The following is a 15351-nucleotide window of genomic DNA, read 5'->3' as shown; positions in this document are numbered from 1 at the left end:
GACGGTCCTTACCGGGTGAGGGAGGCGGACTTGCGCGGTGCGGGGCTGAATCCGGCCGGGGGCGGGGGGAGTTCGGCACCTGCGGGCGCGGCGGCGTAGACGTAGCCGTCCGGGCGCAGGACGAGGGTGGTGACGCGGCGTTTGGCCATCCAGGGCAGCAGGACACCGTCATCGTCGACGAGGGTGCCCTCGGCCGGGCGGGAGCCGGCGGGCGTGACCCCGAGCGAGGGAATGCCGAGGCGCTCCCATGCGGGCTGGGGCGCGGCGAGGTCCCCGAGCAGGAGGACCCACCGGCCGCCCAGGGCGTCGTCCAGGCGGGCCCGGCTGCCGTTGGGGACGGTCACCCAGGGCTGCGGTATCTGGAGCCCGGTCGCCTTGGTGCGAGGGCGGGCCTGGAAGCCGTCGGCGTAGTGGGCTACCGGGATCCAGTTGGAGTCCTGGAGCCACTGGCTGAAGCGCGGGACTCGGTTCACGACGGGCAGCACGGAGTCGCGGACCCGGGTGACGGCCGGGCGTCGTTCGGTGATGATCCGCCCGACGAACACCGCGCGTTCGGTGATCTCCTTGACGTGCGGCTTGCGTTCGGCCTCGTAGCTGTCGAGCAGGCTCTCCGGCAGTTCGCCGCGCAGGACGGCGTCCAGCTTCCAGCACAGGTTGGCCACGTCCCGCACGCCGGCCGCCATGCCCTGGCCGATCCACGGTGGCATCGCGTGGGCCGCGTCTCCCGCCAGGAAGACCCGGCCGACCCGGAAACGGGCGGCGAAGCGGACGTGGTGGCTGTAGACGGTCGCCCGAAGGATCTTGATCTGGTCCCGGCCGATCCCGTACCGCGCCACCATCGAGTGGATCGCCTCGTCGGTGGTCAGGTACGTCTCGTCGTCACCGGGCAGGATCGGGAACTCCCAGCGGTGGTGACCGAGGGGCGTCGGGCAGTCCACTGCCGGGCGGGCCGGGTCGCAGCGGAAGCGCAGGCGGTCGTGGTCCGGCCAGGGCCTGAGCATCTTGGTGTCGATGACCACCCAGCGGTCCTCGTACGTCCGTCCCTCGTAACCCACGTTCAGCTGTGCGCGGGTGAGGCTGGAGCCGCCGTCTGCCGCGACGACGTACGCGGCACGCAACCGTCGTACCGCATCGTCGGCGGTGTTCAGGACCGTCAACTCCGCGTCGTCCACGCCCTGTTGGAGGCGAACGCATTCGTGCCGCAGCAGCACCTCCACATTCGGGTAGCGGTCGACTCCCGCACGCAGTACCTGCTCCAGCGCCGGCTGGTAGATGAACATCTGCGGCGGATGGCCATGGCCGCGTGGGGTGGGGTGCGCGCTGATGAAGGCGCGGCCGCGCGCGTCCACGAAGTCCAGCGGCCGCTCCGCCAACATGTCCCGCTTCAGCCGCTCGGCCAGGCCGACGCGCTGCCAGATGCGTACGACCTCCTCGTCCGTGGAGATGGCCCGGGCGCGGGCGAACACCTCGGCGTCGCGCTCCAGCACGACGACCCTGAGGCCCATCGCCCCGAGCAGGTTCGCCGCGGTCACTCCCGTCGGCCCGTAGCCGATCACCGCCACGTCGTACGTGTCGGCCTCGCTGCCCTCGGCTCTTTCCTCGGCACTGACACCGCTCACCAGGCCACCTCACTGTCGTCCCTTGCGGCTCTTGTTGTAGCGTTCACTCCAGTTGGAATGGCCGCTACGGTAAGCTGAACGGCAGGGACGGTCAAGGGCCGTGGCGACGGGAAGGGCACCTTCATGACCAGTGCGCAGACGGCTCGCAAGAAGCGTGCGAACGGGGTCGAGTCGCGGCTGCGGATCCTCGACGCCGCCGTGGAGATCGCGGGCGAGCGCGGATACGAGGGCACGTCCATCGCGGCGGTCAGCGCCAAGTGCGGACTGCCCGCCAGCTCGATCTACTGGCACTTCAAGGACAAGGACGACCTGATCGCCGCGGTCATCGAGCGCAGCTTCGAGACCTGGCTCGCGGCCGTCGAAATGCCGGGTGAGGAGACAGGTACGCCGCTGGAGCGGGTCACGGCCATGGCGGCGAACGTGGCGAAGTCCCTGGTCGACGCGCCGGACTTCCTGCGCCTGGGCCTCATGCTCGCCCTGGAGCGGCGGCCCACGGAGCCCCGGGGGCGGACTGCCTTCCTCCAGGTCCGCGGCATCGCGAGCCAAAAGATCACCCAAGTCATCCGGACCTTGCTTCCCGCCCTGGACGAAGGCGCCGTGCGCACCCTCACGACCTATGCCGTCGCCGGCGCCGACGGGCTGTTCGTCCAGCGGGAGATCGGCGGCGACGCCGTCGACCTGGTGGCCATGTTCGAACTGCATGCGCGACTGGTCTACGAGGCGGCCATGCGCATGGCAGCGGGGGACTCCTGACGGAGTCCTACCTGGGTGCGAGCAGGTGGCGGTTCAGGGTCACCACCAGCTTGGTGTACCGGCGCGGCATCAGCCGTACGAGTAGGTCGGCGATCTTCGCGTCGGTGCCGACGAGGATCCGCGGACGCTTGGCTTCGATGCCGTCGACGATGATCCTGGCCGCCTTGGCCGGGTCCATCTTGAGCACCTTGTCGTTGATGACCCTCGCGCGGGCCCGGTCCGCCGCGGTGGGCTCCAGGCCTTCGCTCTCGGCGGCGGCGATGGCATTGACCGCGATGTTGGTCTTGACGCCGCCCGGATGGACGCACGTGACGGTGACCAGGTGGTTGGCGAACGCCATCTCGATCCGCAGCGTCTCCGTGAACCCGCGAATGGCGAATTTCGAGGTCACATACGGGCCGTGATCCGGTTGGGCCATATATCCGTTGAGGCCCAGAGGTTGACCCCGAGAACCAGCTGGTAGTCGCGCAACTCGCTGTCGAGGAAGGCGCGCCCGGCACCGATGCCGGCGTTGTTGTAGATCTGGTGGACGACACCGAAGTGCTCGGCGACCGTGTGCGCGTAGGTCTCGAACGCGACGGCGTCGCTCACGTCCAGCAGTTGTTGATGCACGCGCGCACCGAGTGCCGCGACCTGGTCGGCCGTCTCCCACAGGCCGATGGGATCGACGTCCGACACGGCGATGCTTGCTTCGCGGCGCGCGAGCTCCAACGCGACCGCGCGGCCGATGCCCGAGCCGGCGCCCGTGACGACCGCGACCTTGCCTCTGACCGAACTCATTGTGTGACCTGCCCTCCGGTGACCAGCGCCGGACCGACGCGGATGACCGGCACGCTCCGCTCCACGGTGTAGGCGTGGACGGCTGTCAGCACGGTCCGCTGCTCGGCCACGATCCCGGCGACCTGCTCGGACTTGAGCAGATCGTCCATGGCGGCACGACTGTCGGCACCGACGACGACGCTCGCGTGATAGCGGCGGAAGGTCGGGTTGTCGTGACAGACGCCGAGCGTGGGGTGCACGAACCGCGACCACGGCAGGAAGGTGTACGTCCGCAGATCCCGCGCGCCGGCCTCGTGGAGCGCCGGGCCGATGCGGTCGTGGACGAAACGCCGGAAGGTACGGCCGCTCACACCTCGGCGCCGCCGCAGCAGCAGAACCGTGCGGTGGCCTACGGCGTCGTCGTGTCCGTCGGTCCACCAGCGGCCTCCGCCCGGGCCGGTGACCTGTCCGAGGACGCGTTCGAAGACGTTCTGTTCGTCCAGGTAGACCTCCCGCATGTGCATCGGCATGCCGAGCGCGGCGGCCGTGCTGCCGAAGCGGACCTCGGCCACGCCGTCGCACCGCCAGCTCGGCGGGATCACCGTGCCCACGGTGGGCGACGACGGCCAGTAGCCGTGGTCGGTGGGCGAGAAGTGCCGTTGCACGTACTCGGCCATGTTGGGCAGCCGCCCCGCGATCTGCGCGTGCGGCCCGGCCCAGTACCCGAGGGCTGACTCCCGCGGCAGATCCGCGCGCAACCAGACGGGGGACATGTAGGAGGTGGTCTTCACAGGTCGGCTCATGTCTGCTCCTGTACGGATCCTGTACGGACTGGGGAGCGGCAAGTCCCGGGCCCGACCGGGCACTTGCCGCTCGCCGGGGCGCACGCTCAGTGGCGGGCGCCCCGGATGCGGTCGACGATGCGCAGTGGGTCGGCGGGCACGGTGTCTCCACGCCAGGCGACGTGCTGGTCGGGTCGTACGAGGACCAGGTCTCGTTCGTACAGGGCGCGGGCGTGCGGGTCTCGCACGTCGACGACCTCCAGGGGGACGCCGCGTTCGGTGGCGGCGTCGGTGAGCGCGGTGACGTCGTGGTCGGCGAAGCGCAGCAGGGTGAAGCCGGCCGGGTGGAAGAGGTCGAACAGCGCGCTGGCGTCGGCCAGCAGAACGCTCGGCGGCCGCGCGCCCGGCCAAGTGCCGGGCACGTACTCGTCCATCGTCTGGCGGGGTGCCCGGGCGCCGGGTGCGGTGTCGGGGCAGACGACGGGTGAGCCGTCGTAGCGGTAGCCGAGTTCGATGCCGAGGGCCTCGTTCTCCAGGTTGCCCAGGTCGAGGATCTCGCGACCGACGCGCTGCCGGGTGCGGGCGCCGAGCCAGCGTTCGCTGTGCAGTTCGGCCCGGTTGGCGGTCATGATGGCGGCCCGTACGAGGGCGTGCCGGGCGGCAGCCTGGCGGTTGCGCAGGGCCACGGCCCGGCGTTCGTGCTCGTATGCCTTCAGGAGGTCGGGGGTGCCCCAGCCCTGGAGTACCGCGGCGAGCGCCCAGCCCAGGCCGATGGCATCGCCCACGCCGGTGTTCATGCCGTAGCCGCCGGTCGGGGTCACCTGGTGGACGGCGTCGCCCGCGAGCCAGACCCGGCCGCGGCCAAAGGAGTCGGCGACGGTCAGGCGCGGTGTCCAGGCGTTGGCGACCAGCACGTCCGCCTCGAAGCGGCAGCCAAGGCGTTCGAAGAGGAACTCGCGCGGGTCGATGCGGTCGGCGTCCGTGCCCACGCCCAGCGGGGCGTGGAGGGTGAAGGTGTCGCCGTCGTTCTGCGAGATCAGCGTCCAGCCGTCGGGGGACTGGAGGTGCCAGACGGTACCGAACCGGTTCAGAACGGCCGGGTCCTTCGTGGTGAAGTGCACCAAGTAGAAGCGGCCGTCCGCCGGTCGTTCACCCCGCTCCCGGAAGGCGCGGGCGAGGGCCGCCACCGTGCGGGGCAGGCCGATCTCCTTGACGACCAGCTTGCGCAGGTCGATCTCGTCCAGGCCGATGCCGAGCTGTCTGCGGGTGCGGCTGCCCGCGCCGTCGCAGCCGGCCAGGTAGCGGGCGCGAACCGTGCGACGGCTCGCGCCATCGGCGGAGACCAGGTGCGCGGTGACGCCGTCGGCGTCCTCCTCGAAGCTCTCCAGCCCCCACCCGTACTGCACGGTCACGTGCTTCGCCCGGTCCAGCAGCAGGTCACGCAGCGCCGGTTCGAGGATGACCTGGGAGACCCGCATCCAGGGCTCCAAGGGCCCTGTGCCGTCGTTGCGCTCGCGGTTCTTCGCGCGCTGGTCGTCGACGCTGGGGTACTCGAACGACGCCAGTTCCCAGCCGGCCGCGTTCGTCGCCCACGTCACCTTCGTACGGCGGTCGCCGGGGATGGCGGCCTTGCGCAGGTCGTCCGCGATGCCGAGGCGGCGGTACAGCTCCATGCTGCGGCCGTTGGTGACGTCCATCTTGGGATGCCGGGTTGTGGAGGCGTTCCGCTCCAGCAAGAGAGTCTGCACTCCCTGTTGTTCCAGCTCCAGGGCCAGGGTCAGGCCGACCGGGCCCGCCCCGACCACGAGCACCGCGGTCTGCTCGACCGCCGGAGGTGTCGGCTCGTTCGTCGCGTGGCTCATCTCGTGGCTCATTTCTGGAGAAGGGCGATCAGGTAGGCCACGACGAGGACGGCCGAGAGGATCGCCGGTGCCGCCGCGGGCAGCCGGTCTCCGGCCCGCAGGTGCGCCAGGACCGCGCCGGCGAGCAGGAGGAGGAAGCCGGCCGCGGCGACGATCCCCAGGCCGGTGACCGACCATCCGGCGAAGAGGCCGAGAACACCGGCGAGTTCGAGCGCGCCGATGACGCGGTAGCCGCCGACGGTGAATCCCAGATGGGCGGCTCGCTCGGCCATCTGAGCCGTCCCGAGCAGCTTTCCGGCGCTCAGCAGCGTGAACCAGAGGGCCAGAAGACAGGTGAGGATGGTGTCGAGGGCGCTCATGTCAGGCGTCCTCCAGCGTGACGATGCGGCAGGGCACTGCGAAGTCGCCGAGCCTGCGCGCCACTTCGGCCTCGACCGCCCGCGTCCGCAGAGTCACGGTGACCGTGACCGTCCCGGAGTCGGCATCGGCACGCACCTCTTCGACGTCGTCGATGTCGACGAGGGCTTCGGCCAGCACACGGCGGGTGGCGTCGGCGCGCAGCGGGAGCTTGTAGGGCTTGCCGACCGCGGTGACAGGCAGGGCGTCGAGGATGCGTACGGCCTTGGGGGCGGCGGCCTTCTCGCCGACGTGTTCGGCTGCCCAGGCGAGGAGGTCGGCCTCGCCGACCATGTCGTTCCCGACCGTCACGTAGGCCACCGGTACCTCGCCCGCCCGCTGGTCGGGTTGGCCGACGGCCTGGGCGCCGGTGACCGCGGGGTGTGAGAGCAGGGCGTCCTCGATGACCCGTGGGTCGATGTTGTGGCCGCCGCGGATGATGAGGTCCTTCGCGCGGCCGGTGAGGTAGAGGAAGCCGTCCTCGTCCAGGTGGCCGAGATCGCCGGTGTCCAGCCAGCCGTCGACGATCTTGCCCTGCCCGCTGATCCGGTAGCCGTTCTCGTCGCGCCCCTCGACATAACCGGGGAAGACGGTGGGCCCGCTGATGAAGATGGTGTCGACCTCCCCGGGCGGCAGTCCGTCCCCGATCCGGATGTGCTGGTACGGCATCCGCTGCCCGACCGACCCGGGCCGACGGAAGTCCAGGAAGCTGCGGACGCTGGCGCAGGTCGCCTCGGTCAGGCCGTAACCCTCCAGCAGCGTGATCCCGGTCGCCGCCTCGAAGCTCGTCCGCACGCCCTCGGGCAGTGCGGAGGCGCCGACCACCGCGCCGCGCATCGAGCTGATGTCCGCCTCGCCGACGGGCACGGTGGCCAGGACGGCGTACACGGTCGGCACGCCGCTCATCGTGGCGATCCGGTAGTGCTCGACGATGCGCCAGAACTCGCCGTAGAGCGCGATGTCCCGGTAGCCGAGCGGCCCCGCCCACACGACCCGCTGGCCCCGGAACAGGGGCGCGAGCAGCGTGACGACGAGCGCGTTGACGTGGAAGAGCGGCAGCGCGGCGAACACCACCGAGTTCTCGTCCAGCAGCGAGTTGGCCGCGATCGTCCAGGCATCGGCGATCTCGTTGGCATGGGTGTGGGCGGCGAGTTTCGGTGCCCCGGTCGTGCCGCCGGTGTGGAAGAAGGAGGCGAGGTCCGCGGCGGTGGGCGGTGCTCCGAGGAACCGGTCGCGCGGGCAGTCGGCCACAGCGTCGGCAAGGTACGCCACGGTGGCGTTCTCCACCGTCGGCAGCACGGCGGGAGTCTCGGCGGCGGTCGGGCGCAGCACCAGTACGTGGTCCACCAGCCCCTCCTCGGCCAGCGCCGCGCTCGTTGCGAACGCCTCCGCGTCCAGTTCCGGCGAGGCGGTGACGACGACGCGGGCGCCGGAGCGGCGGATCAGCTCGGCGACGTGGTCGCGGGCGAGTGCCGGGTTGACGGGGGTGACGATGCCGGCGAGCTGGGCGGCCAGGAGGGCGGTGAGCAGCTCGTCGCAGTTCGTCGAGAGCAGCGCTACGGTGTCGTGGCGGCGTATGCCGAGCCGTTGCAGGGCGTTGGCCGTCTGGTGCACGTCGGCGAGCAGTTCCGCGTAGGTGCGGTTCTTGGGCGTGCGCCAGGACGCGGCGTCGGGCAGGACGGTGAGCGCGGTCCGCTCTGGCCACTGCTCGGCCGCGCGGCGCAGCAGGTCGTACGAGGTGGCGGGCAGGCCGCGTTCGGCGAGCGGTGTGGCCTCGATGGCGGCCAGGTCGTCGGGTCGGTCGTAGCGTGGCCACGTCATGGCGGTGTCGGTGCTGGTGGTCACGCGTACCTCACCTTGTTCTGCTGGATGCCGAGGTCGATGGTTCCGTCGGGGGTACGGATGGACAGCTCCACCACGTCGCCGTCGCGGAGGTACTTGGCGTTCTTCGCCTGGGAGTTGAAGAACGCCTTCCACTTGGCCGCGGGGGGCAGGAGGGAGCCGATGATCTCCACCACCTTCGGCGGGGCCTTTAGGGCCGTCCCGCCGGGGGTGCCGGTGAGGACGAGGTCACCGGTCCCGAGGGCCTGGAAGCGGGACAGTTCCTGGAGTGCCTGGAGCGGGTTGTAGATCATTTCGGTGAGGTCGCTGTGCTGGCGGATCTCGCCGTTGACCTTGAGGACGAGCCTGAGCTGGGAGAGCCGGTCGAGTTCGTCGGCGTCGAGGAGGACGAGCGAGGGGCCGACCGGCGTGAAGGTCGGGTAGGACTTGGCCTCGTAGAACTGGGTCTTGGGCAGCTGGACGTCGCGCGCGGAGATGTCGTTGGTGATGACCAGGCCGGCGACATGGTCCTTCCAGTTGACGGGGGTCACGGTGGCGCCGACCTTCAGCGGGCGTCCGATGACCAGGCCGAGTTCGATCTCGTAGTCCAGGAACCGGACATGGGCGGGCTTCACGATCTCGTCGAAGGGGCCGCTGATCGATCCGGAGGTCTTACGGAAGAAGGTCAGCGGCACGGTCGCGGGATCCATGCCCGAATCGCGCACGTGGGAGACGAAGTTGGTCATCTGCGCGACCACCCGGCAGGGCGCGGTGACCGGGGAGACCAGCTGGAGGGTGCTGATGCTGCGCGCCTGCGCGGACGATCCGCCCGAACGGGCCGCGCTGACTGGCGTCAGGTCGGTCAGCAGCTCGGCGGTCGTGGTCGCGGTGGTGTCGACGGGGACGGCTTCGCGCTGGTCGAGCGCGACCCACCACGAGTCGGCGGTACGGAGGACGGTGATACTCACGAAGAAGCCACTTTCAGAAGGCCGCGCAGGCGGTCGAGGTCGAACTCGTTGTCGTCTTTTCGCAGAGAGGTGAGGATCGAGCGCAGCTCGGCCAGCGCCTCCCGTCCCGGGGCGATGCCCAGGAAGTCCCTGGTCGCCGGCGGCCCCCACTGGGCAAGGCCGGAGGCCGTCATAGGGGCCCAGCCCGGTTCGAGGGTGCTGTCGAACATGTCGCCGTCGGTGAAGTGCTCGACGAGGAAGCCGTCGGGGTCGCGCCAGTAGTCGAAGATCTGGCTGCCCTGGATGTGCCGGCCGATCCCCCAGGAACGCCGGTAGCCCTCCCGCAGCAGGTACTGGCCCCCGGCGGCGAGCGCGTCGAGGTCGGTGACCTCGTACGCCGAGTGCACATACCGGTTGGAGGGCCCCAGCGTCAGGGCGAGGGTGTGGTGGTCGGTGAGCGTGCCGCCGCGGTCGCAGCGGATGAAGCTCATGGTCGGGCCGCGCTCGCGCTGCCCCTCGTAGTAGAGGAAGTCGCTGACGATCAGGCCGAGGTGCTCCAGGTACCAGTCCAGCGTGCGCCGGTACGTCGTCGACTGCAGGACGACATGGCCCAGGCGCCGCACGCCGGCCGGCTCACGGGGCGGTCGCTGGGTGCCGTTGACCCGGTCGATGTCACCGCCGAAGTTGAACCGCTGCGGATCCTGACCCGACAGGGCGGGCAGCTCGTCCGTGTCGGCGATCACCCGCACTCGCAGCCCATCGGGGGCGGACAGCTCGACCACCGACCCGCCCAGTGCCTCGGGCAGTGGGCGCACCTGGGCGCCGAGCGCGTCTCCCAGTCGCAGCAGATCGCGGGTGTCGACGGCCCGGAAGGCCGGACCGAGAAACCGTGATCGGCGGCCTTTGCGGATGATCACGCAGGGGGCTCCCGCCTGGGTGCCCCGCAGATGAAGCTCGCGACCGTCGCGGTAGGACGTCACGAAGCCGAACGCCCTGCCGAAGACCTCGGCACGGTCCAGGTCGGGTTTGGAGAACTCCAGCCACGCGATGTCGTGGACCTTGATCAATGGGTTCGCCGCGCGCCCCGGATGCTCTCCAGGCAGCGCGCCCTGCTCGGAGTGCAGGTCGTTGTGGGTGCCGGGGTGAACAGCCATGGTCACCACTTCCAATAGAACTGACGAAACATTCAGAAAACGAGGCGGTCGCGTCCGCGGGGTCGGATCACGCCGAGAGGACCACGTCCCGGCGAGTCGACCAGCGACGGGCACGGACGCGGAACGCGCTGGTGTGCGCGGCACAGCGCCTGCTGGCCGAGGGGCGTACCGACGTCGCGGTCCTGGAGATAACGGAGCTGGCCGACGTCGGGGTCGGCTCGTTCTACAACCACTTCACCACCAAGGAAGACCTCTTCCGCGCCGCGGTCGAGGAGGCGATGGAGTGGTTCGGCGGTCTCCTGGACCAGCTCACCGCGGAGATCGACGACCCAGCGGTCGCATACGCCCAGAGCTTCCGCATGACGGGCCGCCTGCACCGCCGCTACCCGCAGCTCAGCGGGGTCCTGCTGAAGCACGGGCTGGACGTGGTCCACTCCGACCGAGGCCTCGGTCCCCGGGCACGCCGAGACATCCAGAACGCGGTCGGAGCCGGACGCTTCGAGGTGGAGGACCTGGACCTCGCGCTGGCGATGACGGTCAGCGCCCAACTGGCCCTGGGTACGCTGCTGCACGCCCAGCCCGAGCGTGACGACGCGCGGTCCTCGGACCTGATCGTGCGGGGACTGCTACGGCACTTCGGTATGACCGTCGACGAAGCCACGCGGATCTGCTCACTCGAACTGCCCGACCTCGACCTGGTCGACGCCCTCGTCGTCACCTGAGGGTCCCCGGTCGGTCCGCGAGGCGCACGGCATGGGTGAAGCCCTCGTCGCGCCCGAGCGTCCAGTCGGACAGCGGGCCCCACAGCCCTCGCAGAAGCAGCAGCCCCTTCCAACGTCCGGGAACTACGAGGGTCTTGCGTGGTACGGCGATCACATCCGCCAGGCCCCGGCCTGCCGCGGCGGGACTCAGTGGGGTCTTCAGGAAGCCGGGAATCGACGCGCCGTAGCTCCGGCCGGCCTCGTCGGCCCAGACGGCCGAGTTCATGGCGGTGTCGATGTAGGCGAAGTAGGCGATCGTCACGTCGACTTGCCGAGTGGCCAGCTCACTCCTCAGCGAACGCCCGAGGGACTCGACGGCCGCCTTCGAGGTGGCGTAAGGGGACTGAAGAGCACCGTTGTTGAAGGCGAGAACCGACGACACCAGGACGTACTGGCCGCGTGCGGCGAGGACTTGGTCGAGGGACGCCCTGACCGTATTGGCGGAGCCGTGCAGGTTGACGTCGATGATGCGTTGGAAGTCGGCCGGCACGGTGGCCCGGAAGGTCCTCATACCGGTCCCGACACCGGCGTTGACGACCACCGTGTCATAGCCACCGAAGGCCGCGGTCACCTGGGCGAACGCCCGCTCCAGGGACGGGGCGTCGCACACGTCCGCGGTCAGGCCGAGCGCGGTCGTCGTGTCGCCCAGGCCGGCCGCGGCCCGGGTAACCGCCTCGGCGTCGATGTCGAGCAGGGCGACGCGTGCGCCGCGGCGCACGGCCTCACGTGCCGTTTCGAGCCCGATGCCCTGGGCGCCGCCGGTGATGACCACCGTACGTCCGGCCAAGTCGATGGCTTCTTGTCGTCTGGTGCGCATGGTCACTCTCCGGTCCTGGCACGGCGCTTTTCGATCATGACGTCACGGTCGCGGCGGATCTCGTCGCTGTAGCAGTCCACGGGCAGGCCGCTGAAACGGGCGATACAGCCGTTGCAGTAGCCGCAGACCGGCCGGTCGGCGACATCGCCCAGGACGTTCCGGTACAGGTACGGGTCGGCGATCATCGCGCGGGCGGCCGAGACGGCGTCGGTCCTCCCGGTCGCGACCGCCGCTTCCATCCCTGTCCTGGTGTGGAAGCCGCCGACGCAGATGACAGGAATGTCGAGAGCGCGGGTGAACTGTTCGGCTTGGGGCAGGTTGAAGCCTTCCAGCGGCGGACGCAGTCGCTCGGCGACGCGTTCGACGACCGGTGCGACGGCGAGGGTGGCCGCCCTGCGCCGGGCGGACACGTGCTGTCCGGCTCCCTCGGTGAGGCTGGTCCGGATGAACCCCCGGTACCTGCCCTGGATCATGCCGGGCCAGGACTCGTAGTGGCCGCGGGAGATCTCGACGGCGTCGACGCCCTCGTCCCGCAGTCGTACGGCGACCCGGACGAGCTCTTCGGTCGTCGCTCCCCTGCGGAAAGGGAGGTCGTCGGTGCCGTTGATCTTGACGAGGATCGGACAGTCGTCGCCGAGCCGTGCGCGCAGCGCCTTGAGTACCTCGACGAGCAGCCGGGCTCGGTTGTCGAGGCTGCCGCCGTAGGCGTCGGTGCGGCGATTGGTGTGCGGGGTGAGGAACTGGCTGAGCAGATAGCCGTGGGCGGCGTGGATCTGCACACCGTCGAATCCGGCCTCCCGGGCACGCTCACCGGCAGCCGCAAACGACTCCACCACCCCCGGCATCTCGTCCAGCCGCAGCGGGGACGGCTTCGTCCCGTACAGCGGCTCTCGTACATCGGAAGCGGAGACGATCCGGTCGGCACCCGGCGCCGCCTCGGCGATCTGCCGGCCACCGTGGTTGAGCTGGGCGACGATCCGGACACCGTGCCGGTGAGCGAGGCCGGTCCATTCCCGCAGGCCGGGGATCTTGTCGTCGGCGTCGATGCCCGCCTGGCGGCCGGCCGACTTGCCCTGCGGGGAGACGTACAGATTGCCCGTGACGATCAGCGGCGTACCGGCCTCGGCCATCGGTTCGTAGAAGGCGAGCAGCTCGTCCGTGACGAACCCGTCGGCACTGGCGCGGGTCTCGCTGGTGGCGGACTTGAACAGTCGTCCGGCGACCGTCATCGGGCCGATGTCCAGGGGTGTAGCGAGGCGTATCCGATGGGGCGGTCGGGCCATGTCCGCAGCTCCCTGAGTCGTCGACGTTGACGTACGGCGTGATCCGCCGGCCCGGGAACGGGCGGCGACGGGGCCGGGTCACAGCATTCGACATGGTGTCGATTAAGTCAACGCCATGTCGAGAACGTGATTGGTAGGCTCCCGCCATGGACTCCGCAATCGAGCCGTCGCCCGCACCGTCGACGAGGGGACGCAGGGCACGCGGTTTCAGCGGAGACGACCGTGAGCGGGCGATCCTCGCCACGGCGGAACGGCTCCTGGGCGAGCGGCCGCTGTCCGAGATCTCCGTGGACCAGCTGGCCAAGGGTGCTGGTATCTCCCGGCCGACCTTCTACTTCTACTTCACGTCCAAGGAGCAGGTGCTGCTGGCGCTGTTCGACCGGGTTGTCGAGGAAGCCCGGTCGAACCGCGGTGACGCACTCCAGCGGCTCGCCGAGGACGAGGAGCAGGGGTGGCGTGATGCCATCGGCCCGTTCTGCGCGACGTTCGCGGACCACCGTACGATCGCGTCCGCAGCGGCGGCCGCGCAGTACACCAGCCCCGCCGTCAGGGAACTGTGGTCGCAGGTGATGGACCAGTTCGTGGTGGAAGTGACGGAGGCGATCGACTCCGAGCGCCGACGGGGGGCGGCCCCCGCCGGCATCCCGGCCCGCGACCTGGCCACCGTGCTGAACTCCATGGTCGAGCGGTCCCTGTTCAGCACGTTCGGCGACCACGTCCCGGCCGTGCCCGAGGACCGCCTGCTGGACACACTCGTCTCGGTCTTCATGGGCGCGATCTACGGCCGCCCCCCTGCCGGAAGCCGGGGATAGCCGAGTCCGGCGTCAGTCCCGGCCGCCCGGCAAGGATCCACGTGCCCCGCCTCGGGCCTGGGCCTCCCGCAACAGTGCCTCGTAGCCGTCGTGCCGACCGCACACCCCGAACTTCCCTTGCGCATGGGGACGTTCGGACCGCACGACGGCATCGGCGAGGTGGTGGAAATCCCCCTTCCCCAGCGCGTCGAGTTGCAATCCGGTGGTCACCGCGGCGGCCCGGTGGAACTCGGCCAGGGCCTGCGATCCGCCGGCCTCGCGCAGTGCCTGGTAGCCCTCCAGCGCGAGGTCCCGCCGCGCCTGGGCGACACGCGCCTACTCCTCCTTCGGCGCGTCAGCCGGGATGACGGTCGCACGTGCGTAGGTCTCGGGATCGGTCAGGTGCTCCGGGGGGAGCGTGGGGACCGCGTCGCCCGCCTCCGGCACCCCGCTGTTCTGCTGCACCTTTGACACGATCAGCGACACCGTTGCAGCCCAAGGGAGCGACGCGACGGTCGAACACGCCCTGCTGAAGCAGGCCCGCATCTCCATCCGTTTCGGAACCTTGAACAACTGCCTGTTCGACGCCGCCAACCCGGCCGGCACGATCATCGCCTCGCTCCATCACGACAACCAGCTGCTACGGACCGAACATGACGCCACGGGCACCATCATCCCGTTCCCAGCTCAGCAGCGTCACCGATCAGGAAGCGAACTCCCTGGTCCCGGAATACGATTCGTCGGCCGCTCGATACTTCTGTGACGCCGAACGGAGATATTCGAAGATGCTCCAGACGGAGAGAATGATTCAGCGGATCATGGAATCCCGAGCCTCGGAGATCTATTCAGGTTCGGCGGCGATACGGCAGCTCGCGGGGAACGATCACTTGAGGGCGCTTCCTGGTGAGAGGTTTGACATATCAGATATCCGCTCGCACGCTATCGCCCGAATCAATTCTATCCAGGCCACCTCTCCGCTCCGGGGTAATTCGATCGCTTCCCTAATAGCCGAGCGATCTAGGATCATCTTTCCGTCACATATCCGCGAGTGGCTCCCCCTCGAAGCGCTCCGCCGCGCAATGGAGCTACAAGACCTGCTCCCGGAGAACCTCTGGGAGCTAGAGGAGGATCAGTGGTAAGAGCTTGCTTCCTTCGCGACCAAAGCGGCAGATTGCGCAGAAGCCAGTCATGCGGAAGCGGCCATGGCGCTCGCGGCCAATGTCCTTGATTCCGCACTCGAAAAGCATGCGTCGCACATATACGACCAACTCGAGATTTGCCCCAGGACGTCAAAAAGGACGATGGTCGGCGCACGCGTCTGGCCAACCGGATCGCGGAGGGCGTTCCGGATGATGACGGCCGGGAAATAGAATTCACGTCGGGAAGTTTGAAACTACTACCGGCCACTTACGGTTTGAACGGCATCTTCGACACCGTGGTGCTGGCTGCTCGTGAATCTCCTTCGGGCCAGGATCATAAGCGTGTCTTCAGGAACTCCACGAAACGGGGGTCAGCTCACACCGTTTGCGGCTCGTGACACGTTCGTTGATGGCACCCGAGGTCGGACCACTGGGAGAGGTTGGACTGAGTGCGGACGCCTGGACGG

Annotated in this window: 16 protein-coding genes and 1 pseudogene; 5 read left to right on the top strand and 12 right to left on the bottom strand. The window is 69.4% G+C overall.

What is annotated here, in order from left to right:
* Nucleotides 1–8: 8 nt before the first annotated feature.
* The gene (locus ABZ896_RS27360; protein WP_360934480.1) at nucleotides 9–1619 is read right to left on the bottom strand and encodes a bifunctional 3-(3-hydroxy-phenyl)propionate/3-hydroxycinnamic acid hydroxylase; all 1611 of its coding nucleotides are present in this window, start codon (nucleotides 1617–1619) and stop codon (nucleotides 9–11) included.
* 123 nt (nucleotides 1620–1742) lie between these two features.
* Here ABZ896_RS27360 and ABZ896_RS27355 point away from each other — a divergent pair, with 123 nt between their 5' ends.
* Nucleotides 1743–2372: a TetR/AcrR family transcriptional regulator gene (locus ABZ896_RS27355; RefSeq protein WP_360934477.1), complete on the top strand. Its 630-nt coding sequence runs from the start codon at nucleotides 1743–1745 to the stop codon at nucleotides 2370–2372.
* 7 nt (nucleotides 2373–2379) lie between these two features.
* Here ABZ896_RS27355 and ABZ896_RS27350 read toward each other — a convergent pair whose 3' ends face one another.
* From ABZ896_RS27350 to ABZ896_RS27315, 8 genes are all read right to left on the bottom strand, one after another.
* Nucleotides 2380–2763, bottom strand: coding sequence for an SDR family NAD(P)-dependent oxidoreductase (locus ABZ896_RS27350; RefSeq protein WP_360934474.1), 384 nt, complete (start codon nucleotides 2761–2763; stop codon nucleotides 2380–2382).
* Nucleotides 2760–3152: an SDR family NAD(P)-dependent oxidoreductase gene (locus ABZ896_RS27345; protein ID WP_360934471.1), complete on the bottom strand. Its 393-nt coding sequence runs from the start codon at nucleotides 3150–3152 to the stop codon at nucleotides 2760–2762. The genes ABZ896_RS27350 and ABZ896_RS27345 overlap by 4 nt, the downstream gene beginning before the upstream one ends.
* Nucleotides 3149–3934, bottom strand: a complete 786-nt coding sequence (locus ABZ896_RS27340; protein ID WP_360934468.1) for a hypothetical protein — start codon at nucleotides 3932–3934, stop codon at nucleotides 3149–3151. Before ABZ896_RS27340 ends, ABZ896_RS27345 begins: the two co-directional genes overlap by 4 nt.
* Before the next feature lie 86 nt (nucleotides 3935–4020).
* A complete protein-coding gene (locus ABZ896_RS27335; RefSeq protein WP_360934465.1) occupies nucleotides 4021–5775 on the bottom strand; it encodes an FAD-dependent monooxygenase in 1755 nt (584 codons plus the stop codon).
* Nucleotides 5776–5783: 8 nt separating this feature from the next.
* A complete protein-coding gene (locus ABZ896_RS27330; RefSeq protein ID WP_360934462.1) occupies nucleotides 5784–6134 on the bottom strand; it encodes a DoxX family protein in 351 nt (116 codons plus the stop codon).
* Nucleotide 6135: 1 nt separating this feature from the next.
* Nucleotides 6136–8016 carry an acyl-CoA synthetase gene (locus tag ABZ896_RS27325; protein ID WP_360934459.1) on the bottom strand — a complete coding sequence of 627 codons (1881 nt, stop codon included), beginning with the start codon at nucleotides 8014–8016 and terminating at the stop codon, nucleotides 6136–6138.
* Nucleotides 8013–8960, bottom strand: a complete 948-nt coding sequence (locus ABZ896_RS27320; protein WP_360934456.1) for a fumarylacetoacetate hydrolase family protein — start codon at nucleotides 8958–8960, stop codon at nucleotides 8013–8015. Before ABZ896_RS27320 ends, ABZ896_RS27325 begins: the two co-directional genes overlap by 4 nt.
* Nucleotides 8957–10093, bottom strand: coding sequence for a VOC family protein (locus ABZ896_RS27315; protein ID WP_360934453.1), 1137 nt, complete (start codon nucleotides 10091–10093; stop codon nucleotides 8957–8959). Before ABZ896_RS27315 ends, ABZ896_RS27320 begins: the two co-directional genes overlap by 4 nt.
* Nucleotides 10094–10224: 131 nt before the next feature.
* On the opposite strand from ABZ896_RS27315, the gene ABZ896_RS27310 reads away from it, so the two are divergent.
* Nucleotides 10225–10815 (top strand): TetR/AcrR family transcriptional regulator, encoded by a 591-nt coding sequence (locus tag ABZ896_RS27310; protein WP_360934450.1) that lies wholly within the window; start codon nucleotides 10225–10227, stop codon nucleotides 10813–10815.
* Here ABZ896_RS27310 and ABZ896_RS27305 read toward each other — a convergent pair.
* Together ABZ896_RS27305 and ABZ896_RS27300 are read right to left on the bottom strand one after the other, a co-directional pair.
* A complete protein-coding gene (locus ABZ896_RS27305) occupies nucleotides 10808–11671 on the bottom strand; it encodes an SDR family NAD(P)-dependent oxidoreductase (RefSeq protein ID WP_360934447.1) in 864 nt (287 codons plus the stop codon). The genes ABZ896_RS27310 and ABZ896_RS27305 overlap by 8 nt on opposite strands.
* Before the next feature lie 2 nt (nucleotides 11672–11673).
* On the bottom strand, nucleotides 11674–12954 hold the full coding sequence (locus tag ABZ896_RS27300) for an NADH:flavin oxidoreductase (protein WP_360934444.1): 1281 nt from the start codon (nucleotides 12952–12954) through the stop codon (nucleotides 11674–11676).
* A 146-nt stretch (nucleotides 12955–13100) separates the two neighbouring features.
* Between ABZ896_RS27300 and ABZ896_RS27295 the strand changes: the two genes are divergently transcribed.
* Nucleotides 13101–13766 carry a TetR/AcrR family transcriptional regulator gene (locus ABZ896_RS27295; protein ID WP_360934440.1) on the top strand — a complete coding sequence of 222 codons (666 nt, stop codon included), beginning with the start codon at nucleotides 13101–13103 and terminating at the stop codon, nucleotides 13764–13766.
* Between the two features lie 12 nt (nucleotides 13767–13778).
* Here ABZ896_RS27295 and ABZ896_RS27290 read toward each other — a convergent pair.
* Nucleotides 13779–14225, bottom strand: a pseudogene (locus ABZ896_RS27290) (hypothetical protein); the annotation flags it as partial.
* Between ABZ896_RS27290 and ABZ896_RS27285 the strand changes: the two are divergent.
* Nucleotides 14164–14508, top strand: a complete 345-nt coding sequence (locus ABZ896_RS27285; protein ID WP_360934537.1) for a hypothetical protein — start codon at nucleotides 14164–14166, stop codon at nucleotides 14506–14508. The pseudogene ABZ896_RS27290 and the gene ABZ896_RS27285 sit on opposite strands and share 62 nt — an antisense overlap.
* Nucleotides 14399–14884 carry a hypothetical protein gene (locus tag ABZ896_RS27280; protein ID WP_360934437.1) on the top strand — a complete coding sequence of 162 codons (486 nt, stop codon included), beginning with the start codon at nucleotides 14399–14401 and terminating at the stop codon, nucleotides 14882–14884. The genes ABZ896_RS27285 and ABZ896_RS27280 overlap by 110 nt, the downstream gene beginning before the upstream one ends.
* Nucleotides 14885–15351: the final 467 nt, after the last annotated feature.

This window comes from Streptomyces sp. NPDC047072 (assembly GCF_040643855.1).
Classification (GTDB): Bacteria; Actinomycetota; Actinomycetes; order Streptomycetales; family Streptomycetaceae; genus Streptomyces.
Note: the sequence above shows the minus strand (reverse complement) of the source record. Positions and strands in the feature narration are given on the sequence as shown.